The organism is Pseudomonas sp. NBRC 111130 (assembly GCF_001320485.1).
GTDB lineage: Bacteria > Pseudomonadota > Gammaproteobacteria > Pseudomonadales > Pseudomonadaceae > Aquipseudomonas > Aquipseudomonas vlassakiae.
In genome coordinates this window covers 160,300-181,411 of record NZ_BCBG01000010.1, presented here as the reverse complement: position 1 = coordinate 181,411, position 21,112 = coordinate 160,300, and the positions used below count along the sequence as shown (strand labels likewise).

General features: G+C 63.8%; 21 protein-coding genes. 4 read left to right on the top strand and 17 right to left on the bottom strand.

What is annotated here, in order from left to right; translation table 11 throughout:
* Nucleotides 1-224: 224 nt before the first annotated feature.
* A complete protein-coding gene (locus tag APH33_RS05155) occupies nt 225-992 on the bottom strand; it encodes an ABC transporter substrate-binding protein (RefSeq protein ID WP_054884116.1) in 768 nt (255 codons plus the stop codon).
* Nucleotides 993-1,115: 123 nt separating this feature from the next.
* Here APH33_RS05155 and dnaX point away from each other — a divergent pair, with 123 nt between their 5' ends.
* From dnaX to recR, 3 genes are all read left to right on the top strand, one after another.
* Nucleotides 1,116-3,137, top strand: coding sequence for a DNA polymerase III subunit gamma/tau (gene dnaX / locus APH33_RS05150; protein WP_054884115.1), 2,022 nt, complete (start codon nt 1,116-1,118; stop codon nt 3,135-3,137).
* Between the two features lie 63 nt (nt 3,138-3,200).
* A complete protein-coding gene (locus APH33_RS05145; RefSeq protein ID WP_028692865.1) occupies nt 3,201-3,536 on the top strand; it encodes a YbaB/EbfC family nucleoid-associated protein in 336 nt (111 codons plus the stop codon).
* 148 nt (nt 3,537-3,684) lie between these two features.
* Nucleotides 3,685-4,287 carry a recombination mediator RecR gene (recR, locus tag APH33_RS05140; RefSeq protein ID WP_054884114.1) on the top strand — a complete coding sequence of 201 codons (603 nt, stop codon included), beginning with the start codon at nt 3,685-3,687 and terminating at the stop codon, nt 4,285-4,287.
* A gap of 37 nt (nt 4,288-4,324) precedes the next feature.
* Here the strand turns inward: recR and APH33_RS05135 are convergent, their stop codons facing one another.
* The 16 genes from APH33_RS05135 to ccoN (APH33_RS05060) all read right to left on the bottom strand — a co-directional run bounded on the left by APH33_RS05135 (nt 4,325) and on the right by ccoN (APH33_RS05060) (nt 19,938).
* Nucleotides 4,325-4,873, bottom strand: a complete 549-nt coding sequence (locus APH33_RS05135; protein ID WP_054573138.1) for an adenine phosphoribosyltransferase — start codon at nt 4,871-4,873, stop codon at nt 4,325-4,327.
* A 55-nt stretch (nt 4,874-4,928) separates the two neighbouring features.
* Nucleotides 4,929-5,663 (bottom strand): Crp/Fnr family transcriptional regulator FnrA, encoded by a 735-nt coding sequence (fnrA, locus tag APH33_RS05130; RefSeq protein WP_054884113.1) that lies wholly within the window; start codon nt 5,661-5,663, stop codon nt 4,929-4,931.
* Nucleotides 5,664-5,849: 186 nt separating this feature from the next.
* Entirely contained in the window at nt 5,850-7,232 is a 1,383-nt protein-coding gene (hemN, locus tag APH33_RS05125) for an oxygen-independent coproporphyrinogen III oxidase (RefSeq protein WP_054884112.1), read from the bottom strand.
* An 82-nt stretch (nt 7,233-7,314) separates the two neighbouring features.
* Entirely contained in the window at nt 7,315-7,998 is a 684-nt protein-coding gene (locus APH33_RS05120; RefSeq protein WP_054884111.1) for a sulfite exporter TauE/SafE family protein, read from the bottom strand.
* A complete protein-coding gene (ccoS, locus tag APH33_RS05115; RefSeq protein ID WP_054884110.1) occupies nt 7,991-8,206 on the bottom strand; it encodes a cbb3-type cytochrome oxidase assembly protein CcoS in 216 nt (71 codons plus the stop codon). The genes APH33_RS05120 and ccoS overlap by 8 nt, the downstream gene beginning before the upstream one ends.
* Nucleotides 8,188-10,659 carry a heavy metal translocating P-type ATPase gene (locus tag APH33_RS05110; RefSeq protein WP_054884109.1) on the bottom strand — a complete coding sequence of 824 codons (2,472 nt, stop codon included), beginning with the start codon at nt 10,657-10,659 and terminating at the stop codon, nt 8,188-8,190. The genes ccoS and APH33_RS05110 overlap by 19 nt, the downstream gene beginning before the upstream one ends.
* 139 nt (nt 10,660-10,798) lie before the next feature.
* Nucleotides 10,799-11,329, bottom strand: a complete 531-nt coding sequence (locus APH33_RS05105) for a FixH family protein (RefSeq protein WP_054884108.1) — start codon at nt 11,327-11,329, stop codon at nt 10,799-10,801.
* Between the two features lie 17 nt (nt 11,330-11,346).
* Complete coding sequence (ccoG, locus tag APH33_RS05100) at nt 11,347-12,762, bottom strand: cytochrome c oxidase accessory protein CcoG (protein ID WP_054884107.1); 1,416 nt, start codon at nt 12,760-12,762, stop codon at nt 11,347-11,349.
* 309 nt (nt 12,763-13,071) lie between these two features.
* Complete coding sequence (ccoP, locus tag APH33_RS05095) at nt 13,072-14,052, bottom strand: cytochrome-c oxidase, cbb3-type subunit III (RefSeq protein WP_054884106.1); 981 nt, start codon at nt 14,050-14,052, stop codon at nt 13,072-13,074.
* Nucleotides 14,049-14,240: a CcoQ/FixQ family Cbb3-type cytochrome c oxidase assembly chaperone gene (locus APH33_RS05090; protein WP_051101055.1), complete on the bottom strand. Its 192-nt coding sequence runs from the start codon at nt 14,238-14,240 to the stop codon at nt 14,049-14,051. The genes ccoP (APH33_RS05095) and APH33_RS05090 overlap by 4 nt, the downstream gene beginning before the upstream one ends.
* A gap of 5 nt (nt 14,241-14,245) precedes the next feature.
* Nucleotides 14,246-14,854, bottom strand: a complete 609-nt coding sequence (gene ccoO, locus APH33_RS05085) for a cytochrome-c oxidase, cbb3-type subunit II (protein ID WP_054884105.1) — start codon at nt 14,852-14,854, stop codon at nt 14,246-14,248.
* Nucleotides 14,854-16,296, bottom strand: a complete 1,443-nt coding sequence (ccoN, locus tag APH33_RS05080) for a cytochrome-c oxidase, cbb3-type subunit I (protein WP_054884104.1) — start codon at nt 16,294-16,296, stop codon at nt 14,854-14,856. The genes ccoO (APH33_RS05085) and ccoN (APH33_RS05080) overlap by 1 nt, the downstream gene beginning before the upstream one ends.
* 444 nt (nt 16,297-16,740) lie before the next feature.
* Nucleotides 16,741-17,682 (bottom strand): cytochrome-c oxidase, cbb3-type subunit III, encoded by a 942-nt coding sequence (gene ccoP, locus APH33_RS05075; protein ID WP_054884103.1) that lies wholly within the window; start codon nt 17,680-17,682, stop codon nt 16,741-16,743.
* The gene (locus APH33_RS05070; RefSeq protein WP_054884102.1) at nt 17,679-17,885 is read right to left on the bottom strand and encodes a CcoQ/FixQ family Cbb3-type cytochrome c oxidase assembly chaperone; all 207 of its coding nucleotides are present in this window, start codon (nt 17,883-17,885) and stop codon (nt 17,679-17,681) included. Before APH33_RS05070 ends, ccoP (APH33_RS05075) begins: the two co-directional genes overlap by 4 nt.
* Nucleotides 17,886-17,891: 6 nt before the next feature.
* A complete protein-coding gene (gene ccoO / locus APH33_RS05065) occupies nt 17,892-18,500 on the bottom strand; it encodes a cytochrome-c oxidase, cbb3-type subunit II (protein ID WP_054884101.1) in 609 nt (202 codons plus the stop codon).
* Nucleotides 18,501-18,513: 13 nt separating this feature from the next.
* Nucleotides 18,514-19,938, bottom strand: a complete 1,425-nt coding sequence (gene ccoN, locus APH33_RS05060) for a cytochrome-c oxidase, cbb3-type subunit I (protein ID WP_054884100.1) — start codon at nt 19,936-19,938, stop codon at nt 18,514-18,516.
* A gap of 49 nt (nt 19,939-19,987) precedes the next feature.
* On the opposite strand from ccoN (APH33_RS05060), the gene APH33_RS05055 reads away from it, so the two are divergent.
* Nucleotides 19,988-20,680 carry an alpha/beta family hydrolase gene (locus APH33_RS05055; RefSeq protein WP_054884099.1) on the top strand — a complete coding sequence of 231 codons (693 nt, stop codon included), beginning with the start codon at nt 19,988-19,990 and terminating at the stop codon, nt 20,678-20,680.
* Nucleotides 20,681-21,112: the final 432 nt, after the last annotated feature.

Genomic DNA, 21,112 nt, shown 5'->3' with positions numbered 1-21,112 from the left:
TAGGTGAAGCGGCATCAGCGTCAACCGAGATGCATCGCCATGCCAACAAGGCGGTCCCTGTTGGCGGCACAGGAGAGACTGGCCCGAAACAGATGTGGGAGCGGGCTTGCCCGCGATGCGCCGCGCGGGCGGCGCTCGATCTCACAGGCACTGAAGCTTTTGTGGCGGGCACCTGGAGGCCCAGATGCTCTATCCAGGCAGGCGCCCAGCGGTCCGGGCTAAACTCAAGGCTGGACCGCCGAAATTTCCCCTGAATACCCTGTCGCCCCATACCGCCGCACAATCCGCTCAATCTCCCCGGACTCCTTCATCCGTACCAGTGCCCGTAAAACCCCCTGGGTCGGTATCGCCGGATCATCCCTCACCATGCACCCCAGCGCCTGTTCCTCCAGCACTGCCTGCACCTGCAGCCGCTGCCCGGCCGGTAAGCCCTGGTTGAACCATGCCACCGACAGCTCATTGCTCACCGCATGCTGATACCGGCCAGCCTGTAGCTTCTGCAGCGCCAGTTGCTGGCTGCGGCTGTCCTCCCGCTGCAGGCGCCCTTGGGCAAACAATGGCTCCAGCGTGCCGTAGGCATAGCCCAGCACCGTGCCGATCGCCTGGGGCGGCAGTTGTTCGGGGCGGGCAGGGGCGGCGTCGCCCGGGCGCCCGACCAGCACATCGCGTTGATGAATCAGCGGTATGCTCCAGACGAAATTGCCCGGTCGATCATTGAACCACTGGCTGCTTACATAGCAGCGCACATCGATGTCGCCCGCGTCCATCGCCTGTTGCATGCGCAAGCGGGCCAGCACGTGGTACTCGGGGCGCACGCCGGCCTCCCGGGCCAATGCCTGGATCAGGTCGAATACCAGGCCCTCCACCGGCTTGTCGCCTTCGATCCGCACCAACGGCATACTCCAGCTCTCGGCCACGGAAAAACGCAGCACCGGCAAGTCCGCCAGGCTGTGCGTGGTCCAGAGCATGAGCAGAGCCAGCAGTCGTCGCAATGCATATCCTCCTTGAACAGTGCGCCAGGTGCTTAGCTTAGACGAGCCGCGCAGGGTGCAATTTTGCCCCCGCTCCGCTAGCATTAGCGATCTTCCGCTCGATCAGGCTACGATGGTTTTTCGATGAGTTATCAGGTTCTTGCACGTAAATGGCGTCCGCGCTCGTTCCGCGAAATGGTCGGCCAGGCCCATGTGCTCAAGGCCTTGATCAATGCCTTGGACAACCAGCGTCTGCACCACGCCTATCTGTTCACCGGCACGCGGGGCGTGGGCAAGACCACCATTGCACGAATCATAGCCAAATGCCTCAACTGCGAGACCGGTATCACGTCCACGCCCTGCGGCACGTGTTCGGTATGCCGGGAGATCGACGAGGGCCGCTTCGTCGACCTGATCGAGATCGACGCCGCGAGCCGCACCAAGGTCGAAGATACCCGCGAACTGCTCGATAACGTGCAGTACGCGCCAAGCCGTGGTCGCTTCAAGGTCTACCTGATCGACGAAGTGCACATGCTCTCCACCCACTCGTTCAACGCCTTGCTCAAGACGCTGGAAGAGCCGCCGCCCTACGTCAAGTTCATCCTTGCCACCACCGACCCGCAGAAGTTGCCTGCGACCATTCTGTCGCGCTGCCTGCAGTTCTCGTTGAAGAACATGAGCCCGGAGCGGGTGGTCGAGCACCTGAGCCATGTGCTGCAGGCCGAGAACGTGCCGTTCGAGCCAGATGCCCTGTGGTTGCTCGGCCGTGCTGCCGACGGCTCGATGCGTGATGCCATGAGCCTGACTGACCAGGCCATTGCCTTTGGCGAAGGCAAGGTGCTGGCGGCCGATGTGCGTGCCATGCTCGGCAGCCTCGATCACGGCCAGGTCTATGGTGTGCTGCAGGCGCTGCTCGAAGGTGATGCGCGTGCGCTGCTCGAAGCCGTACGCAACCTTGCCGAGCAGGGGCCGGACTGGGGCGGCGTACTCGCCGAAATGCTCAATGTGCTGCACCGCGTTGCCATCGCCCAGGCGCTGCCCGAGGCGGTGGATAACGGCCAGGGCGATCGCGAGCGGGTGCTGGCACTGGCCTCGGCGTTGCCGGCCGAAGATGTGCAGTTCTACTATCAGATGGGCCTGATCGGCCGTCGCGACCTGCCGTTGGCGCCGGACCCGCGGGGCGGTTTCGAAATGGTCCTGCTACGCATGCTGGCGTTCCGCCCGGCAGATAGCGACGACGCGCCGAAGCCGGTGCTAAAGCCAGTGGGGATCAGCCAGGCCACAGCTGATCCGGCAACCACGGTGGCAGCGCCAGCCGTTGCTGTCGCGGCGCCTGCCGTAGCGCCGGCGCAACCTGCGCCCGTGGCGTCGGCCCCGCAGGCCGAAGTCGCGCCGGTCGTGGAGCCGGCTCCTGAACCTGAGCCTGAGGTTGTAGCGCCTGAGCCGCCGGCGGTCGAGGAGGTCATCGATCTACCCTGGGAAGAGCCCGCTGCGCCGCCCGCGCCCGTCGCCGCACCGGCCCCAGCCCCGGTAGTTGCCGCGCAAAACGCCCAGCCCTCGTACGACGAGCCACCGTTCGACCCATCCGCCTACGCTTCGGCGGGTATGGAGCGTGACGACGAGCCGCCGATGGATGAGGACTATTACGGAGGCGAAAGTGACCCGGTAGGCTTCAGCTACCTGCACGAGCTGGCGGAACACGTTCAGGAAGATACCCCGGCAGTCGCACCCGAGCCGCTGCCAGCTGCCCGGCCGGCGACCGGCCTGGCCCTGCAATGGCTGGAATTGTTCCCACAGTTGCCTGTGTCCGGGATGACAGGCAACATCGCTGCAAACTGTACGCTCATGGCTGTCGACGGTGACGACTGGCTGCTGCACCTGGACCCTGGCCAGGGTGCGCTGTTCAATGCCACCCAGCAACGCCGGTTGAACGAGGCGCTCAACCAGCATCTGGGGCGCACCTTGAACCTGCGGATCGAACTGATCCGCCCCGAGCAGGAAACCCCGGCCCAGGCGGCCTCGCGCAAGCGTGCCGAGCGCCAGCAGGACGCCGTGCTGTCGATTGAGCAGGATCCGTTGATCCAGCAGATGATCAAGCAGTTCGGTGCCACGGTGCGACAGGATACTATTGAGCCTGTAGAAGCCCTGGTCAGCCAGGGCCAGTAATCGATAACCATGCGGCCGGCCCCTCGCCGGGCCGCATCACATGACCCAATCGAGGTATACCCCATGATGAAAGGTGGCATGGCCGGCCTGATGAAGCAGGCCCAGCAGATGCAGGAAAAGATGCAGAAGATGCAGGAAGAGCTGGCCAACGCCGAAGTCACCGGCCAGTCCGGTGGTGGTCTGGTGAGCGTGGTGATGACCGGCCGTCATGACGTCAAGCGTGTCAGCATCGACCAGAGCCTGATGTCGACCGACGAGGACGACAAGGAAGTCCTGGAAGACCTGATCGCCGCAGCGCTGAACGACGCCGTGCGCAAGATCGAGCAGAACAGCCAGGACAAGATGGGCAGCATGACCGCTGGCATGCAACTGCCGCCGGGCTTCAAGATGCCATTCTAAGGCATCGCGTTGCACAGAGCCGCCGCTGGGTAACCGCGGCGGCTTTTTTTTGCCCGTGCAAATGGCCCGCTCAAAGGGTCTACTGATTTGACGCCCCATGCCTGCGCTGGGTATAAACCGCCTCTCATTGATTTATCAGGCATTTCCCATGAGCTTCAGCCCCCTGATCCGCCAACTGATCGATGCCCTGCGCACCCTCCCGGGCGTCGGCCAGAAAACCGCCCAGCGCATGGCCCTGCAGCTGCTCGAGCGTGACCGCAGCGGCGGCCTGCGCCTGGCCCAGGCGTTGAGCCAGGCCATGGAAGGGGTAGGGCATTGCCGCCAGTGCCGCACCCTGACCGAGCAGGAGCTGTGCCCGCAGTGCAGTGACCCGCGCCGTGACGACACGCAGCTGTGCGTGGTGGAGGGGCCGATGGATGTCTATGCGGTGGAGCAGACCGGCTATCGCGGGCGTTACTTCGTGCTCAAGGGGCATTTGTCGCCGCTCGATGGCCTGGGGCCTGAGGCGATCGGAGTGCCGCAGCTGATGGCGCGGATCGAAGAGCAGGGCAGCTTTACCGAGGTGATCCTGGCGACCAACCCGACCGTGGAAGGTGAGGCGACGGCGCATTACATTGCCCAGTTGCTGAACGAGAAGGGGCTGGTGGCGTCACGGATTGCTCATGGTGTGCCGCTGGGCGGGGAGCTGGAGCTGGTAGACGGTGGCACCCTGGCCCATGCCTTTGCCGGGCGCAAGCCGATTTCGCTGTAATTTCGCGGGGCTGCGACGCAGCCCCCAAATCAGAACCTCAGTATTCGCTCAGGGAAAACTCGGTCAGGCAGAAGGTCGGCACCCCGGCCGCCTGCAGCCGGCGCGAGCCCTCCAGCTCTGGCAGGTCGATGATCGCCGCCGCCTCGAACACCTGCGCCCCGGTGCGGCGCACCAGGTTGGCGGCAGCCAGCAGGGTGCCGCCGGTGGCAATCAAGTCATCGAAGATCAATACCGAATCGCCTTCGCACAGGCTGTCGGCATGCACTTCCAGGAAGGCTTCGCCGTACTCGGTCTGGTAGCCCTCGCTCAATACGTCAGCCGGCAGCTTGCCCTGTTTGCGGAACAGGATCAGCGGCTTGTTCAGTTGGTGGGCGATGATCGAGCCGATCAGGAAGCCGCGTGCATCCATGGCGCCGATGTGGCTGAACTCAGCCTCGACATAACGCTCGATGAACTGGTCGGCCACGTAACGCAGCCCGCGCGGCGACTGGAACAGCGGGGTGATGTCGCGAAAGATCACGCCGGGCTTGGGGAAGTCCACTACCGGGCGGATCAGGGCTTTGAGGTCGAAGGCGTCGCTGTGCATTGTTGCGGGTATCCTGGGAAAACGAATGCCCAAGTATACCCGCTAAACGCTGGTCTCAGGCCTCCATTGCACCGCCGGCCAGCGCGCACAGCTGGATCGGGTCGAGGATGTGCACTTCCTTGCCTTCGGCGCGAATCAGGCCGTTCTGCTGGAAGCGGGTGAATACCCGCGACACGGTTTCCACCGCCAGGCCGAGGTAGTTGCCGATTTCGTTGCGCGACATGCTCAGGCGGAACTGGTTGGCCGAGTACCCGCGGGCGCGGAAGCGTGCGGACAGGTTGACCAGGAACGTTGCGATGCGTTCGTCGGCGGTCTTCTTCGACAACAACAGCATCATCTGCTGGTCGTCGCGAATTTCACGGCTCATCACCCGCATCAGCTGGCGACGCAGCTGCGGCAGTTGAACGGAGAGCTCATCGAGGCGCTCGAAGGGGATCTCGCAAACCGAGGTGGTTTCCTGGGCCTGGGCCGACACCGGGTAGGCCTCGGTGTCCATGCCGGACAGGCCGACCAGCTCGCTGGGCAGGTGGAAACCGGTGATCTGTTCTTCACCGCTGTCGCTCAGGCTGAAGGTCTTGAGGGCGCCGGAGCGTACGGCATAAACCGAGCCGAAATTGTCACCCTGGCGGAACAGAAACTCGCCTTTTTTCAGCGGGCGTCCGCGTTTGACGATCTCATCCAGTGCATCCATGTCTTCGAGGTTGAGCGAAAGAGGCAGGCACAGGGGGGCCAGGCTGCAGTCCTTGCAGTGGGCCTGGTTGTGGGCGCGCAGTTTGACTGGCTCGGACATTTGAATCGATCCTTGTGGGAAAACACACATAAGTCGTAAGGGTAACTCACGACCGAGGGTGTAGGCCAGCCTGCGCTACTTTGAAGCGAACTGGCGAAACCCCGGCGGAAAACTGCCGGGAGTCCTTGTCAGCCCATAGTGTGCCTGCCCTGGAGGGCTTGTCCATGTGGTCGATTGACTCCGTGATCAGATTACCCGTGAGAAGCGCTGGCGGTTGTGCATCGCCAGGTAGGCATCGAACACCATGCACACCGAGCGCGCCAGCAGGCGCCCGGCCGGAAGGATACGGATGCCCTTGTCGTCCAGGCTGATCAGGCCATCGCGCTGTAGAGCCTGCAGTTCTGGCCAGAGGTCGTCGAAATAGCCGCGAAAATCGATGGTAAAGGCTTCCTCGATCGGTGCGAAGTCCAGTTCGAAATGGCAGATCAGCTGCTGGATCACGGCCCGCCGCAGGCGGTCGTCGTGGTTGCAGACCAACCCGCGCTGGGTCGCCAGCTGGGCATTGGACAGGGTGTCCTGGTAGGTATTGAGGTCGCTGCTGTTCTGGCAGTAAAGGTCGCCAATCTGGCTGATCGCCGAAACGCCCAGGCCGATCAGGTCACAATGACCGTGGGTGGTGTAACCCTGGAAGTTGCGCTGCAGGGTGCCTTCTTCCTGGGCAATCGCCAGTTCGTCGTCGGGCAGGGCGAAGTGGTCCATGCCGATGTAGCGGTAGCCGGCGGCTGTCAGCTGTTCGATGGTGTTGCGCAGCATCTCGAGTTTGACTGACGGTGCCGGCAGGTCGTTGCCGTCGATGCGCCGCTGCGGCATGAAGCGCTCGGGCAGGTGGGCGTAGTTGAACACCGAAAGACGGTCGGGTTGCAGGCGGATCACCTCGTCGACGGTGCGGGCGAAGCCTTCCACGGTTTGTTTCGGCAAGCCGTAGATCAGGTCGAGGTTGACCGAGCGAAACTGCAGGGTGCGGGCGGCCTCGATCAGGGTGCGGGTCTGCTCCAGGCTCTGCAGGCGGTTGACCGCACGCTGAACGGCCGGGTCGAGGTCCTGCACGCCAAGGCTGACACGGTTGAAGCCCAGTTCGCGGAGCAGGCCCATGGTCGACCAGTCGGCTTCGCGCGGGTCGATCTCGATGCCATAGTCGCCGGAGTCGTCATCCAGCAGGTTGAAGTGCTGGCGCAGGGTGGCCATCAGCTGGCGCAGTTCGACGTGGCTGAGGAAGGTCGGCGTGCCGCCGCCGAAATGCAGCTGCTCAACACGCTGTTTAGGGGCCAGGTGGCAGGCGATCAGCTGGATCTCCTGCTCCAGGCGTTGCAGGTAAGGCGCAGCGCGGCCGCGGTCCTTGGTAATGACCTTGTTGCAGGCGCAGTAATAGCAGATGTTGGCGCAGAACGGCACGTGTACGTACAGCGACAGCGGGCGCACGGCCCGGCGGCTCTCGCGCAGGGCGTGGAGCAGGTCGAACGAACCTACCTCGCTGTGCAGTTGCACGGCGGTCGGGTAGGAGGTGTAGCGTGGGCCGGCGAGATCGTAGCGGCGGATCAGGTCGGCATCCCAGCTTAGGTCGGCGAGCATGTGGGAGTCCCCGGATGATGCAGCAGTGTCCGGAGTCTATGGCTGTCTGTAGGAATGTGTGTTGATTTGTATCAAGCGTCCATCAGTGGCCCATGAGCAAATGCTGGTGCGGGCCGGGCAAGGTCCAGATACCAAACAGCACCACCAATACACCACCGACCACGCGCACACTACGCCGTCTCAACACGGCGTTTACCCGCTCCGCCGCCAAGCCGGTGGCGAGCAAGATGGGCCATGTGCCCAGCCCGAATGCCAGCATCAACGCTGCGCTGTAGCCGGCGTTGCCCTGGCTGGCCGCCCACAGCAAGGTGCTGTAGACCAGGCCGCACGGCAACCAGCCCCACAGTGCCCCCAACAGCAGTGCACGGGGCACGCTGGAGACCGGCATCAGGCGCGAAGCAGCTGGCTGGATGTGCCGCCACAGCCCACGGCCCAGTGCTTCGATACGGGTCAGGCCGCTCCACCAGCCGGCCAGGTACAGCCCCATGGCGATCAGCAGCAGCGCTGCCACCACGCGCAAGGCCATGGCCGCCGGGCTGCTGGCCAGTGCCCAGCCAGCCAGGCCGAGCAGCAGGCCGGCGCAGGCATAGCTGAGGATACGCCCCAGGTTGTAGGCCATCAGCAGGCGCAGGCGCCGGCCGCGTTGCTCGGGGGGAATGGCCAGGGTCAGTGCGCCCATCAGGCCGCCGCACATGCCCAGGCAGTGCCCGCCGCCGAGCAGGCCGAGCACCAGTGCCGAGCCGAGCAGGGGAAGCAGGTCAGGCACGGGGTGGTGTTTCCTTGTCGTCTGGCGTTGCGCTTTCTTCGGGTTTGACGGCCGCCTGGTGGCGCGGGTCCTGTTCATCGAACAGGATGCTGTGGGCCGGGCTTTCGAGGTCGTCGTACTGGCCGCTGTCCACCGCCCAGAAGAAGATGTAGACGGCCACGCCAACCAACAGCAGGGCAGCAGGGATCATCACATAGAGGGCGGGCATGGCGACTTCCTTCCGTAAGCGGCTGTGTCGTTCGCCGCCAGGCCTGCCACCGCCGGCAGGCGGGTCAGGCGCAGGGCATTGAGCACCACGATCAGCGAACTGACCGACATGCCGATGGCCGCCCAGACCGGGGTGATCCAGCCAAGCGCCGCGAACGGCAACATCAGGCCATTATACAGGGTTGCCCAGAGCAGGTTCTCGAGGATGTTGCGGCGGGTACGGCGGGCCAGGTCGAAGGCCTGCACCAGTGCCTGCAGGCGGTTGGACAGCAGCACCGCATCGGCGCAGGTCTTGGCAAGGTCCGTGGCGCTGCCCATGGCGATGCTGATGTCGGCAGCCGCCAGCACCGGCACGTCGTTGACCCCGTCACCGAGCATCAGCACCTTGCGCCCGGAGGCCTGCAGTGCCTTGAGCCGATCGAGCTTGTCATCCGGGCGCAGGCCACCGATAGCCTGGTCGATGCCCAATTGGGCGGCCACCTCGGCAACCATCGGCGAGCTGTCACCGGACAGCAGCAGGGTACGCCAGCCTCTCGCCTGGCAGGCAGCGAGCAGGGCGGGGGCGTCCTCGCGCAGGCGATCATCGAGGCCGAACCAGGCGAGTGGCCCTTGGCGGTCGCCCAGTAGCAGCCATTGGCCACGCGGTTCCGGCACGCTGGGGATCTCGGCGCCGCTCAAGGCGCAGACGAACGTGGCCTGGCCGATGCGCAACGGTTGGCCGTCGACCCGGCCTTCAAGGCCGAGCCCGGCAACTGTCTGCACATCATCGGCGGCGGCGGCGGTGCGGCCGAAGGCGCGCGCAATCGGGTGCTCGGAGCGGTTTTCGAGCGCGGCGGCAAGGGCCAGGCAACGGTCGGCCGGCAGCGTTGCCAATGGGCGGATACTGCGCAGGGTCAGGCGGCCCTCGGTCAGGGTGCCAGTCTTGTCGAAAATCACCGTGTCGATCTGGTTCAGGCCCTCGAGTACATGGCCACGGGTTACCAACAGGCCGAGCTTGTGCAGCGTTCCGGTGGCGGCAGTAAGCGCGGTCGGGGTGGCCAGCGAGAGCGCGCACGGGCAGGTCGCCACCAGCATGGCCAGGACGATCCAGAAGGCCCGCCCCGGGTCCAGGTACCACCACCACAGGCCGATGGCTGCAGCGGCCAGCAGCGAGAACAGCAGGAAATACTGCGAGGCGCGGTCGGCAATTTCCGCCAGCCGTGGCTTTTCCGTCTGTGCACGCTCAAGCAGGCGGACGATGGCCGACAGCCGCGAGTCATGGCCTAGCGCTTCGACCTCAACGTTCAGTGTGCTCTCGACGTTCAGCGTGCCGCCGGTGACGCGCTCGCCGACGCGCCGTGGTTGCGGCAGGTACTCGCCGGTCAGCAGCGATTCGTCGACGCTTGAGCGGCCGGCGACGATGCGCCCATCGGCCGGGATCACTGCGCCGGGCAACACCTGCACGGTGTCGCCACGCTGCAGTTCGCCGAGCAGGATGCGTTCGGCCTGCCCGCAGCTGTCCAGGCGCAGGCACGAGGCCGGTAGCAGGTTGACCAGCTGCGCGGTGGCTGCAGCCGTGCGCTCGCGGGCGCGGCGCTCGAGGTAGCGGCCGGTAAGCAGGAACAGTGCGAACATGCCGACGGTATCGAAATACAACTCGCCGCTGCCGGTCACGGCCGTCCAGATACCCGCGCCGAAGGCCAGGCCGATAGCCAGCGACACCGACACGTCCATGGTCAGGTGGCGGGTGCGCAGGTCGCGCGCGGCGCCTTTGAAGAATGGCGCGCAGCTATAGAACACGATGGGAATGGTGAGGAACAGTGCAACCCAGCGCAGGATGGTGTGCATTTCCGGCGACAGGTCGATGTTGAACTCCGGCCAGGTGGCCATGGTTGCCATCATCGCCTGGAACCACAGCAGGCCGGCCACGCCCAGCCGGCGCAGGGCGCTGCGGTTGTCCATGGCAAGCTGTTCGGCGGCCTGGTCGGGCTGGTACGGGTGGGCGGCGTAGCCGATCTGGCGCAGTTCGGCGAGCAGCCGCGACAGCGGCAGCTGGTGGTCGTCCCAGTTGAGCAGCAGGCGGTGGTTGGACAGGTTCAGGCGGGCTTCGGCGACGCCGGGCAGATTGCGCAGGTGCTTTTCGATCAGCCAGCCACAGGCGGCGCAACTGATGCCTTCGACCAGCAAGGTCGCCTCGGCCAGGTCGCCCGTATGGCGGACGAAATGCTGCTGCACATCGCTGCGGTCGTACAGGGCCAGCTCATCTTGCAGTTGCTTCGGCAGTGCCTCGGGGTTGGCGCTGCTGTCGCTGCGGTGTTGGTAATAGTGTGCAAGGCCGCTGGCGACGATCGACTCGGCCACCGCCTGACAGCCGGGGCAGCAGAACTGCCGGGGCTCGCCGAGGACCACGGCGGTGAAGCGGCTGCCGGCGGGGACGGGCAGGGCGCAGTGGTAGCAGGGGGTGGGTTGGGTCATAAGGCGAACACGGCTGGTGGGGCAGATGATATACCCTGTGGGAGCGGGCTTGCCCGCGAATGCGGTTGATCAGGCAATGATGTTTTCAGGTCTGGCGCATTCGCGGGCAAGCCCGCTCCCCCAGGGAATGATGATGTGGCTATTGCTGGTGTTCGGCTCCCTGGAGCGCTTCATCGCCTAGCTGCAAGGTCACGCCATGCTCGACCTTCTCTTCCTCGAACAACCGCCATACATGCTCATCCTGGCTGCCCAGCAATTCGACGAACCGCCGCCCGTCGACCTTATCTTCCAGCTGCCCTACGTAACGCCCGCTCGCTACCTTGCTGAGCAGCACCTTGCGGTCCTTGTCCGGCTGGGTCGGCGAAATCAGGTTGAGCTCCAGGCTTTGCGGGTCGCTGTTGCCACTCAGGCGCACCTCCACCTCGCCGGTCAGCTCATCCAGGTGCACGCTGGCCTTGAGGTTGAGGGTCTGGGCCAGCAGCTCGCGGTCCAGCGAACGGTTGATGCCTTTGCCCGCTTCGTAGTAGTTGTCGTTGACCAGGTTGTCCGGGTTGCGTACGGCGATGCTGACCATGGTCAGGCTCAGGCACACCGAGGTGGTCAGGATGCCGATGATGATCCAGGGCCAGAGGTGCTTGTACCAAGGGCTGGCGGCGGTGGCGGCAGGCATTGTCAGTGTTCTCTCTGTCAGCGGATCTGTGGGCCGATGAAGCGGCTCTTGGCTTCAACCTTGGCAGCACTGTCGTCGGCGCTGTGGAGGATGAAGGTGATTTCGTTGGTGGTGGATGGCAGCTTTTCGGGCGCAATCGACAGCTGTACCGGCAGGCTGACGATATCGCCGGCGGCCACGCGGATCTCGCGCTGGCCTTCCAGGCGCAGGTCAGGCAGGCCGGTGGCGTCCAGCACGTAGACGTGGTCGCGCTGGTCCTTGTTCATGACCTTGAGGCTGTATACGTTCTCGATCCGGCCTTGGCCGTTCTCGCGGTACAGCACGCGGTCCTTGCTGACGTCGAAACCGACCAGCGAACGGGTGGCGAAGGCCGTGCCCAGAGCAATGATCATCACCAGCAGCACCACGGCATAGCCGATCAGGCGAGGGCGCAGCATGTGGGTCTTCTGGCCCGAGAGGTTGTGCTCGGTGGTGTAGCTGATCAGGCCTTTGGGGTAGTTCATCTTGTCCATGATGCTGTCGCAGGCATCGATGCACGCTGCGCAGCCGATGCATTCGATCTGCAGGCCGTCGCGGATGTCGATGCCGGTGGGGCAGACCTGCACGCACAGGGTGCAGTCGATGCAGTCGCCCAGGCCCTTGGCCTTGTAGTCGATGCCTTTCTTGCGCGGGCCGCGGGTTTCGCCACGGCGCGGGTCGTAGGAGACGATCAGGGTGTCCTTGTCGAACATCACGCTCTGGAAGCGCGCGTAGGGGCACATGTACACGCACACCTGCTCGCGCAGCCAGCCGGCGTTGCCGTAGGTGGCCAGGGTGAAGAAGCCGACCCAGAAGTAGGCCCAGCCATCGGCTTCGCCGGTGAAGAATTCGGTGAGCAGTTCGCGGATCGGCGAGAAGTAGCCGACGAAGGTCATGCCGGTGACGAAGCCGATCAGCAGCCACAGGCTGTGCTTGGCGAACTTGCGCAGGAACTTGTTGCCGCTCATGGGCGAGCGGTCGAGCTTCATGCGCTGGTTGCGGTCACCCTCGGTGACTTTTTCGCACCACATGAAGATCCACGTCCACACGCTTTGCGGGCAGGTGTAGCCGCACCACACGCGGCCGGCGAATACAGTGATGAAGAACAGGCCGAAGGCGGCGACGATGAGAATGCCTGACAGCAGGATGAAGTCCTGGGGCCAGATGGTGGCGCCGAAGATGTAGAACTTGCGTTCCGGCAGGTTCCACCACACGGCCTGGTGACCACCCCAGTTCAACCACACGGTGCCGAAATAGAGCAGGAACAGCACGGCCCCGCCGACCATCCGCAGCCTGCGGAAGATGCCGGTGAAGGCGCGGGTATAGATTTTTTCGCGAGAGGCGTAGAGGTCGACGGAATCCTTCCCTTTGTTGGCAGGCGGGGTGACGTCATGTACCGGAATTTGCTTGCTCATCATCAAGTCCCACGGCAGTGGAGAAACGCCGCGGCCAGTGCGTGCCGGCCGCGGTCTCGCGCATGCTGCTAGCGCTATGCGATCCATGATACGCCGCTGGTGGCGGTATGGGATCGCGCTGCGACCTTTAGTCGCGTTGGGTTCGTGGTATGAATCGTGATAGGGCGGGTGTCAATTGATCCAGGTCATCTTGTGCTGCTTTTGCCGGCCTCTTCGCGGGCTTGCCCGCTCCCACAGGGATCGCACGCAGCTGCAGGCTTGTGCTGTACCTGTGGGAGCGGGCAAGCCCGCGAAAGGGCCTGGCCTGCCTTACTCGGCCTGCTGGGCCGCCTCCGGCTGGTGCGACAGGCTGTACACATAAGCTGCCAGCAAGTGCACCTTGTCATTGCCCTGCAGCTGTTCCTGGGCCGGCATCTGCCCCTGGCGGCCATAGCGAATGGTCTGCTGCAGCTGGGCAAAGCTCGAACCGTAGATGAACGCCTGCGGGTGGGTCAGGTTCGGCGCGCCCATGGCCGGGGTGCCCTTGCCCTCAGGCCCGTGGCAGGCCACGCAGTTGGCGGCGAACAGCTTCTGGCCGTTGTCGGCATCGGCCTTGGCGCCTTCCGGAAGGCTGCGGCCATCGAGCTTGCTGGTGACGAACGCGGCGACATCGGCAACGCCCTGTTCGCCCAGCACGTCACCCCAGGCTGGCATCACGCCGTGGCGGCCGCCCATGATGGTGGTCTTGATGGTTTCCGGCTCGCCGCCCCAGCGCCAGTCGTTGTCGGTCAGGTTGGGGAAGCCATAGGCGCCCTTGGCATCGGAGCCGTGGCACACCGAGCAGTTCGAGGCGAACAGGCGTGCGCCCATCTTCAGCGCTTGCGGGTCCTTGGCGACCTCTTCGATCGGCATCGCCGCGAACTTGGCGAAGATCGGCCCGAAGCGTGCGTTGGCCTTGGCCATTTCCTTTTCCCACTCGTGCACGCCGGTCCACCCCGGCTGGCCGTTGGAGAATTCGGTCTGCTTGTCGTTGTCCAGGTACGAATAGCCCGGCAGGATGCCTTTCCAGTTGCCCAGGCCCGGGTACAGCACCAGGTAGCCGAGGGCGAAGACGATGGTGCCGACGAACAGCCAGAACCACCATTTCGGCAGCGGGTTGTCGTACTCCTCGATGCCATCGAAGGCATGCCCGACGGTTTCGTCGGTGACCTCTTCGCGCTGGCCCTTGCGGGTCGACAGCAGCAGCCAGGTCAGCGAGAAGATGGTGCCCAGGGTCAGGACGGTAACGTACAGACTCCAGAAGGTTGTCATTGTTGTTTGCTCCCAGAAGCTTTTGCTTGCTCGACGTGCTTGCTGGCCTCGGGATCATCCGCGAAGGGCAGCTGGGTCGCTTCGTCGAAGTCCTTCTTGCGCCGTGGGTTGAACACCCACAGCGCCAGGCCCACGAAGGCCACCATCACCACGACGGTGCCCAGGCCGCGAATCATCCCGATATCCATCAGCGTCACCGTTTGCTTTTGATGATGGTGCCAAGACCCTGCAGGTACGCGACCAATGCGTCCATTTCGGTCTTGCCCTTGACCGCGTCGCGGGCGCCGGCGATGTCGGCGTCGCTGTAGGGCGTGCCCAAGGTACGCAGCACTTCCAGCTTCTTCGCGGTGTCCTTGCCATCGAGCTTGTTCTCGACCAGCCACGGGTAGGCCGGCATCTTCGATTCCGGCACCACGTTGCGCGGGTTGTACAGGTGCGCGCGGTGCCAGTCATCGGAGTAGCGGCCACCGACGCGGGCCAGGTCCGGGCCGGTGCGCTTGGAACCCCACAGGAACGGGTGGTCCCAGACGCTTTCGCCAGCGACCGAGTAGTGGCCATAGCGTTCGGTTTCGGCGCGGAACGGGCGGATCATCTGCGAGTGGCAGCCAACGCAGCCTTCACGGATGTAGATGTCGCGGCCTTCGACTTCCAGCGCGGTGCGCGGCTTCATGCCTTCGACCGGCTTGTTGGTGACGTCCTGGAAAAACAGCGGGACGATCTGGGTCAGGCCACCGACGCTCACGGCGATGACCATGAAGAAGGCCAGCAGGCCTATGTTCTTCTCGACGGCTTCATGCTTCATCAGTGCGCTCCCACGACGACGATCTTGGCGGCTTCCTCGGCCTGTACCGGGTTGGCGGCACGTACGGTACGCAACACGTTGTAGGCCATCAGCAGCATGCCGGTGGCGAAGAACGCACCGCCCAGGGCACGGACGATATAGCCAGGGTGGCTGGCCTGCAGGGCTTCGACGAACGAGTAGGTGAGCGTGCCGTCATCGTTGATGGCGCGCCACATCAGGCCCTGGGTGATGCCGTTGACCCACATCGAGGCGATGTACAGCACGGTACCGATGGTCGCCAGCCAGAAGTGCGCGTTGATCAGGCCGACGCTGTGCATCTGCTCGCGGCCGTAGAGTTTCGGGATCATGTGGTAGACCGCGCCGATCGAGATCATCGCCACCCAGCCGAGCGCACCGGCATGCACGTGGCCGATGGTCCAGTCGGTGTAGTGCGACAGCGAGTTGACGGTCTTGATGGCCATCATCGGGCCTTCGAAGGTGGACATGCCGTAGAACGCCAGCGACACCACCAAAAAGCGCAGGATCGGGTCGGTGCGCAGTTTGTGCCAGGCGCCCGACAGGGTCATCATGCCGTTGATCATGCCGCCCCAGCTCGGTGCCAGCAGGATGATCGACATCACCATGCCCAGCGATTGCGCCCAGTCCGGCAGCGCGGTGTAGTGCAGGTGGTGCGGGCCCGCCCAGATGTACAGTGTGATCAGTGCCCAGAAGTGGACGATCGACAGGCGATAGGAGTAGATCGGCCGTTCAGCCTGCTTGGGCACGAAGTAGTACATCATCCCGAGGAAGCCGGTGGTGAGGAAGAAGCCCACCGCGTTGTGGCCGTACCACCACTGGATCATCGCGTCGGTGGCACCGGCATAGGCCGAGTACGACTTGAACAGGCTCACCGGCAGCGAGATATGGTTGACGATGTGCAGCATCGCGGTGACCACGATGAAGGCGCCGTAGAACCAGTTGCCGACATAGATGTGCTTGGTCTTGCGCTTGACGATGGTGCCGAAGAACACCAGCCCGTAGGTGACCCAGACGATGGCCAGGAGGATCGCCAGCGGCCATTCGAGCTCGGCGTATTCCTTGGTGGTGGTGAAGCCCATCGGCAGGGTGATCAGCGCGCCGACGATCACCGCCTGCCAACCCCAGAAGGTGAAGGCGGCCATGCTGTCGGAGATCAGCCGGGTCTGGCAGGTCCGCTGCACCACGTAGTAACTGGTGCCGAACAGCGCACAGCCACCGAAGGCGAAGATGACCAGGTTGGTGTGCAGCGGGCGCAGGCGGCCGAAGCTGGTCCAGGGCAGGTCCAGGTTCAGTTGTGGCCACACCAGCTGCGAGGCGATGAAGACGCCCAGGCCCATGCCAAGGATCCCCCAGACCACCGTCATGATGGCGAACTGGCGGACGACCTTATAGTTATAAGCAGTCGGACTGATTGCTGTGCTCATGCTAAGGTTCCACGGTTTTGGTGTTCTTGTTGGTCGAAAAAATCGGCGCCAGTATCGATAACCGCGTGGGTTATGCAACGCAAGGATCCGTGCGCCGACCCGTGTCCATGCCCTTTCGCCGGTGTCCCGCGGCGATAGGGTCGGGACGATTGTACACAAATAAATATTTGTAATGTGTACCGTTTTTCACCTTTTTCTGATCGATTGGTCAAGCTTTTTCTGCGGGCGGCATCAGGCTGTGCGCCGCGTCTGCTTCGGACCTTTCGGAGCGAAGCCGCTGTGGCAACAAGCTTAGTTCTGTTCGGAGGGGGTGCAAGGGAGGGGTGGAGCGGGGAGAGGGGCTGCTGTGCAGCCCCTTCGCGGGCTCGCCCGCTCCCACAGGTACGGCGCTGCCTTCAAATGTGGCGCAGAACCTGTGGGAGCGGGCGAGCCCGCGAAGGGGTGTTACTTGGCTGTCAGGTCTGGCGAAGCTTGATTCTGCGACAGGCTGTACACATAGGCTGCCAGCAAATGCACCTTGTCATTGCCCTGGATCTCCGCCTGGGCCGGCATCTGCCCCTGGCGCCCATAGCGAATGGTCTGCTGCAACTGGGCAAAGCTCGATCCATAGATGAACGCCTGCGGATGGGTCAGGTTCGGCGCGCCCATGGCTGGGGTGCCTTTGCCTTCAGGCCCGTGGCAGGCCACGCAGTTGCCTGCGAAGATTTCCTTGCCCTTGACCGGGTCGGCCTTGACCCCTTCCGGGAGGCTGCGGCCGTCGAGGTTGGTCAGCACGAAGGCGGCGACATCCGCCACACCCTGTTCGCCGATCACCTCGGCCCACGCCGGCATCACGCCATGGCGGCCATTCATGATCGAAGCCTTGATGGTCTCCGGCTCGCCGCCCCAGCGCCAGTCGTTGTCGGTCAGGTTGGGGAAGCCGTAGGCGCCCTTGGCATCCGAGCCGTGGCACACCGAGCAGTTGGAGGCGAACAGGCGGCTGCCCATTTTCAGCGCCTGTGGGTCCTTGGCAACTTCCTCGACCGGCATGGCCGCGTACTTGGCGAAGATCGGGCCGAACTTGGCGTCGGCCTTTTCCATCTCCTTCTGCCACTCGTTGGCACCGGTCCAGCCATTCTCGTAGCCCGGCAGGATGCCTTTCCAGTTGCCCAGGCCCGGGTACAGCACCAGGTAACCGGCACCGAACACCAAGGTGCCGACGAACAGCCAGAACCACCACTTGGGCAGCGGGTTGTCGTACTCCTCGATGCCGTCGAAGCTATGCCCCATGGTCTGGTCGGTGGTGCTGTTGCTCTGGCCCTTGCGGGTCGACAGCAACAGCCACGCCAGGCCGATCAGGCTACCAATGGTCAGTACGCTGATGTAGGTACTCCAGAAGGTGGTCATTGCGCTTTGCTCCTCACAGCCGCAGTCATGGCAGCAGGTTCCTGCCCGGCGGGGGGCAGGCGGTCGTCGACGAAGGGCAGCAGGCGCGCTTCGGCGAAATCATGGTCGCGGCGACGGTTGAACACCCACAGTGAGAGGCCGATGAAGGCGATCATCACCACCAGGGTGCCCAGGCCACGGATCATGCCGATGTCCATTTCCATGGTGGTTTACCTCTTGTTCTTGATGGCGGTGCCAAGCACCTGCAGGTAGGCGACCAGCGCGTCCATCTCGGTCTTGCCCTTGACCGCGTCACGGGCGCCGGCAATGTCCTCGTCGGTATACGGCACGCCCAGGGTGCGCAGGGTGCGCATCTTGGTGTCGGTATGGCTGTTGTCGACCTTTTCGGCGACCAGCCACGGGTAGGACGGCATCTTCGATTCCGGCACCACGTTGCGCGGGTTGTACAGGTGCGCGCGGTGCCAGTCATCGGAGTAGCGGCCACCGACGCGGGCCAGGTCCGGGCCGGTGCGCTTGGAGCCCCACAGGAACGGGTGGTCCCACACGCTTTCGCCAGCGACCGAGTAGTGGCCGTAGCGTTCGGTTTCGGCGCGGAACGGGCGGATCATCTGCGAGTGGCAGCCCACGCAGCCTTCACGGATGTAGATGTCGCGGCCTTCCAGTTGCAGTGCGGTGTAGGGCTTCATGCCTTCGACCGGCTTGTTGGTCACGTCCTGGAAGAACAGCGGGACGATCTGGGTCAGGCCGCCGATGCTCACGGCAAACACCATCAGCAAGGCCAGGAGGCCTACGTTTTTCTCGATGACTTCATGTTTCATCAGTCAGGTCTCCTCAAGCCAGCTGGGCATTCGCAGGGGCGGCGTCGAGCGCCGGCGAACGCACGGTGCGCCAGGTGTTCCAGGCCATCAGGAACATGCCGCTGAGGAAGATCGCGCCGCCGACGAAGCGCACGATGAAGCCTGGGTGGCTGGCCACCAGGGTTTCCACGAACGAGTAGGTGAGCGTGCCGTCGCTGTTGACTGCGCGCCACATCAGGCCTTGGGCGATGCCGTTGACCCACATCGAGGCGATGTACAGCACGGTGCCGATGGTCGCCAGCCAGAAGTGCGCGTTGATCAGGCCCAGGCTGTGCATCTGCTGCTTGCCGAACACTTTCGGGATGGTGTGGTACAGCGCGCCGATCGAAATCATCGCCACCCAGCCGAGAGCGCCGGCGTGCACGTGGCCGATGGTCCAGTCGGTGTAGTGGGACAAGGCGTTGACCGTCTTGATGGCCATCATCGGGCCTTCGAAGGTGGACATGCCGTAGAACGCCAGCGACACCACCAGGAAACGCAGGATCGGGTCGCTGCGCAGTTTGTGCCAGGCCCCCGACAGGGTCATCATGCCGTTGATCATGCCGCCCCAGCTCGGCGCCAGGAGGATCAGCGACATCACCATGCCCAGCGACTGCGCCCAGTCCGGCAGGGCGGTGTAGTGCAGGTGGTGGGGACCTGCCCAGATGTACAGGGTGATCAGTGCCCAGAAGTGAACGATCGACAGGCGATAGGAATACACCGGGCGCTCGGCCTGCTTGGGCACGTAGTAGTACATCATCCCGAGGAAGCCGGCGGTGAGGAAGAAGCCTACCGCGTTGTGGCCGTACCACCATTGCACCATGGCGTCGGTGGCACCGGCGTAGACCGAGTACGACTTGGTCAGGCTGACCGGTAGTTCCAGGTTGTTGACGATGTGCAGCAGTGCCACGGTGAGGATGAAGGCGCCGAAGAACCAGTTGCCGACGTAGATGTGCTTGGTGGTGCGTTTCATCAGCGTGCCGAAAAACACGATGGCGTAGCTGACCCAGACGACGGTGATGAGGATGTCGATCGGCCATTCCAGCTCGGCGTACTCCTTGGAGCTGGTGTAGCCCAGCGGCAGGGTGATGGCCGCCAGCAGGATCACCAGCTGCCAGCCCCAGAAGCTGAACGCCGCCAGTTTTGGCGCGAACAGGGTGGTCTGGCAGGTGCGTTGCACCGAATAATAGGAGGTGGCGAACAGCGCGCAGCCGCCGAAGGCAAAGATCACCGCATTGGTATGCAGCGGTCGCAGGCGGCCGAAGCTGGTCCAGGGGAGGTCGAAGTTTAGGGAAGGCCAGGCGAGCTGGGCGGCGATGAAGACGCCGAGCCCCATCCCGACTATTCCCCACACCACCGTCATGATGGCGAATTGGCGGACCACCTTGTAGTTATAGGCGGTACTGCTGGTTGTGTTCATGTATGGGTTCCCATCCACGGTTATTGGCAGGCTTTACAGCGAGGCAAGCATGAGTAATGGGCAAAGTGCCGGTATTGACGGGGATCAATGGGCGCAAGTCGGAAATGTCCCAGGCTTGCGCTGCGATCCTCCGCGAAACGGGGGGGAAGGGCGTGCGTCCGCGTGCCTGATCCTGGCCCATGGCGCAGGTGCGCCGATGGACAGCGAGTTCATGACTGAGATGGCGCAAAGGCTGGCGGCGCTTGGGGTCGGGGTGGTTCGCTTCGAGTTCCCCTACATGGCCGAGCGGCGCAACGGCGGCGGCAAACGGCCGCCCAATCCGCAGAAGGTGCTGCTGGAATGCTGGCGCGAGGTGTACCGGCAGGTGCGACCTTTGGTCGCGGGCAGGTTGGCCATTGGCGGCAAGTCGATGGGGGGGCGCATGGCCAGTCTGCTGGCCGACGAACTGGAAGCGGATGCGCTGGTGTGCCTGGGGTATCCGTTCTATGCGGTGGGCAAGCCGGAGAAGCCCCGGGTCGAGCACCTGGCCGAGCTGAAGACACGCACGTTGATCGTGCAGGGCGAGCGCGATGCGCTGGGCAATCGGCAGGCAGTGGAGGAGTATGCGCTGTCACCGGCGATCGAGGTGAGCTGGCTGGTGGCGGCGGATCATGACCTGAAGCCGCTGAAGGCTTCGGGGTTCAGCCATGAGCAGCACTTGCAGGCGGCGGCGGAGCGGGTTGTGGCTTTTTTACAAAAATAGCGGTGGGATTTCGTACATTGATCGCCGCCTAATCTAATCAAATCCGGGCTTACTTGTAGGAAAAACTACCCTGCTATGTGGGAACCTTCCTAATCGCCTGCCTCGCATGGACTATCAACAAATTACAGGCCAATGTAAACGGAAATTCTTCTCCTTTCGGCGCCAAGTTGTCGCAGATGAGTTGGGAAATGCAGTTTCCGTTCAGGGGTCGTTATGTCTGAAACCATACGCTTGATCTTCAACCATAGCCAACACATCCATGGTGATGCCTCTGCGGACTTCGTATGGGGTGATAACTGGGCTCATGCGTCTATCCGCTTCCTGCGATGAAACCACCCTGGAACCACACCTGGCCCTGCTCGGGTGTGGCAAGCAGTACTGCATCTACCAGCCCCCGCCTGTTGGCAGAAGATGGTAGCGAGGGCTACTCGT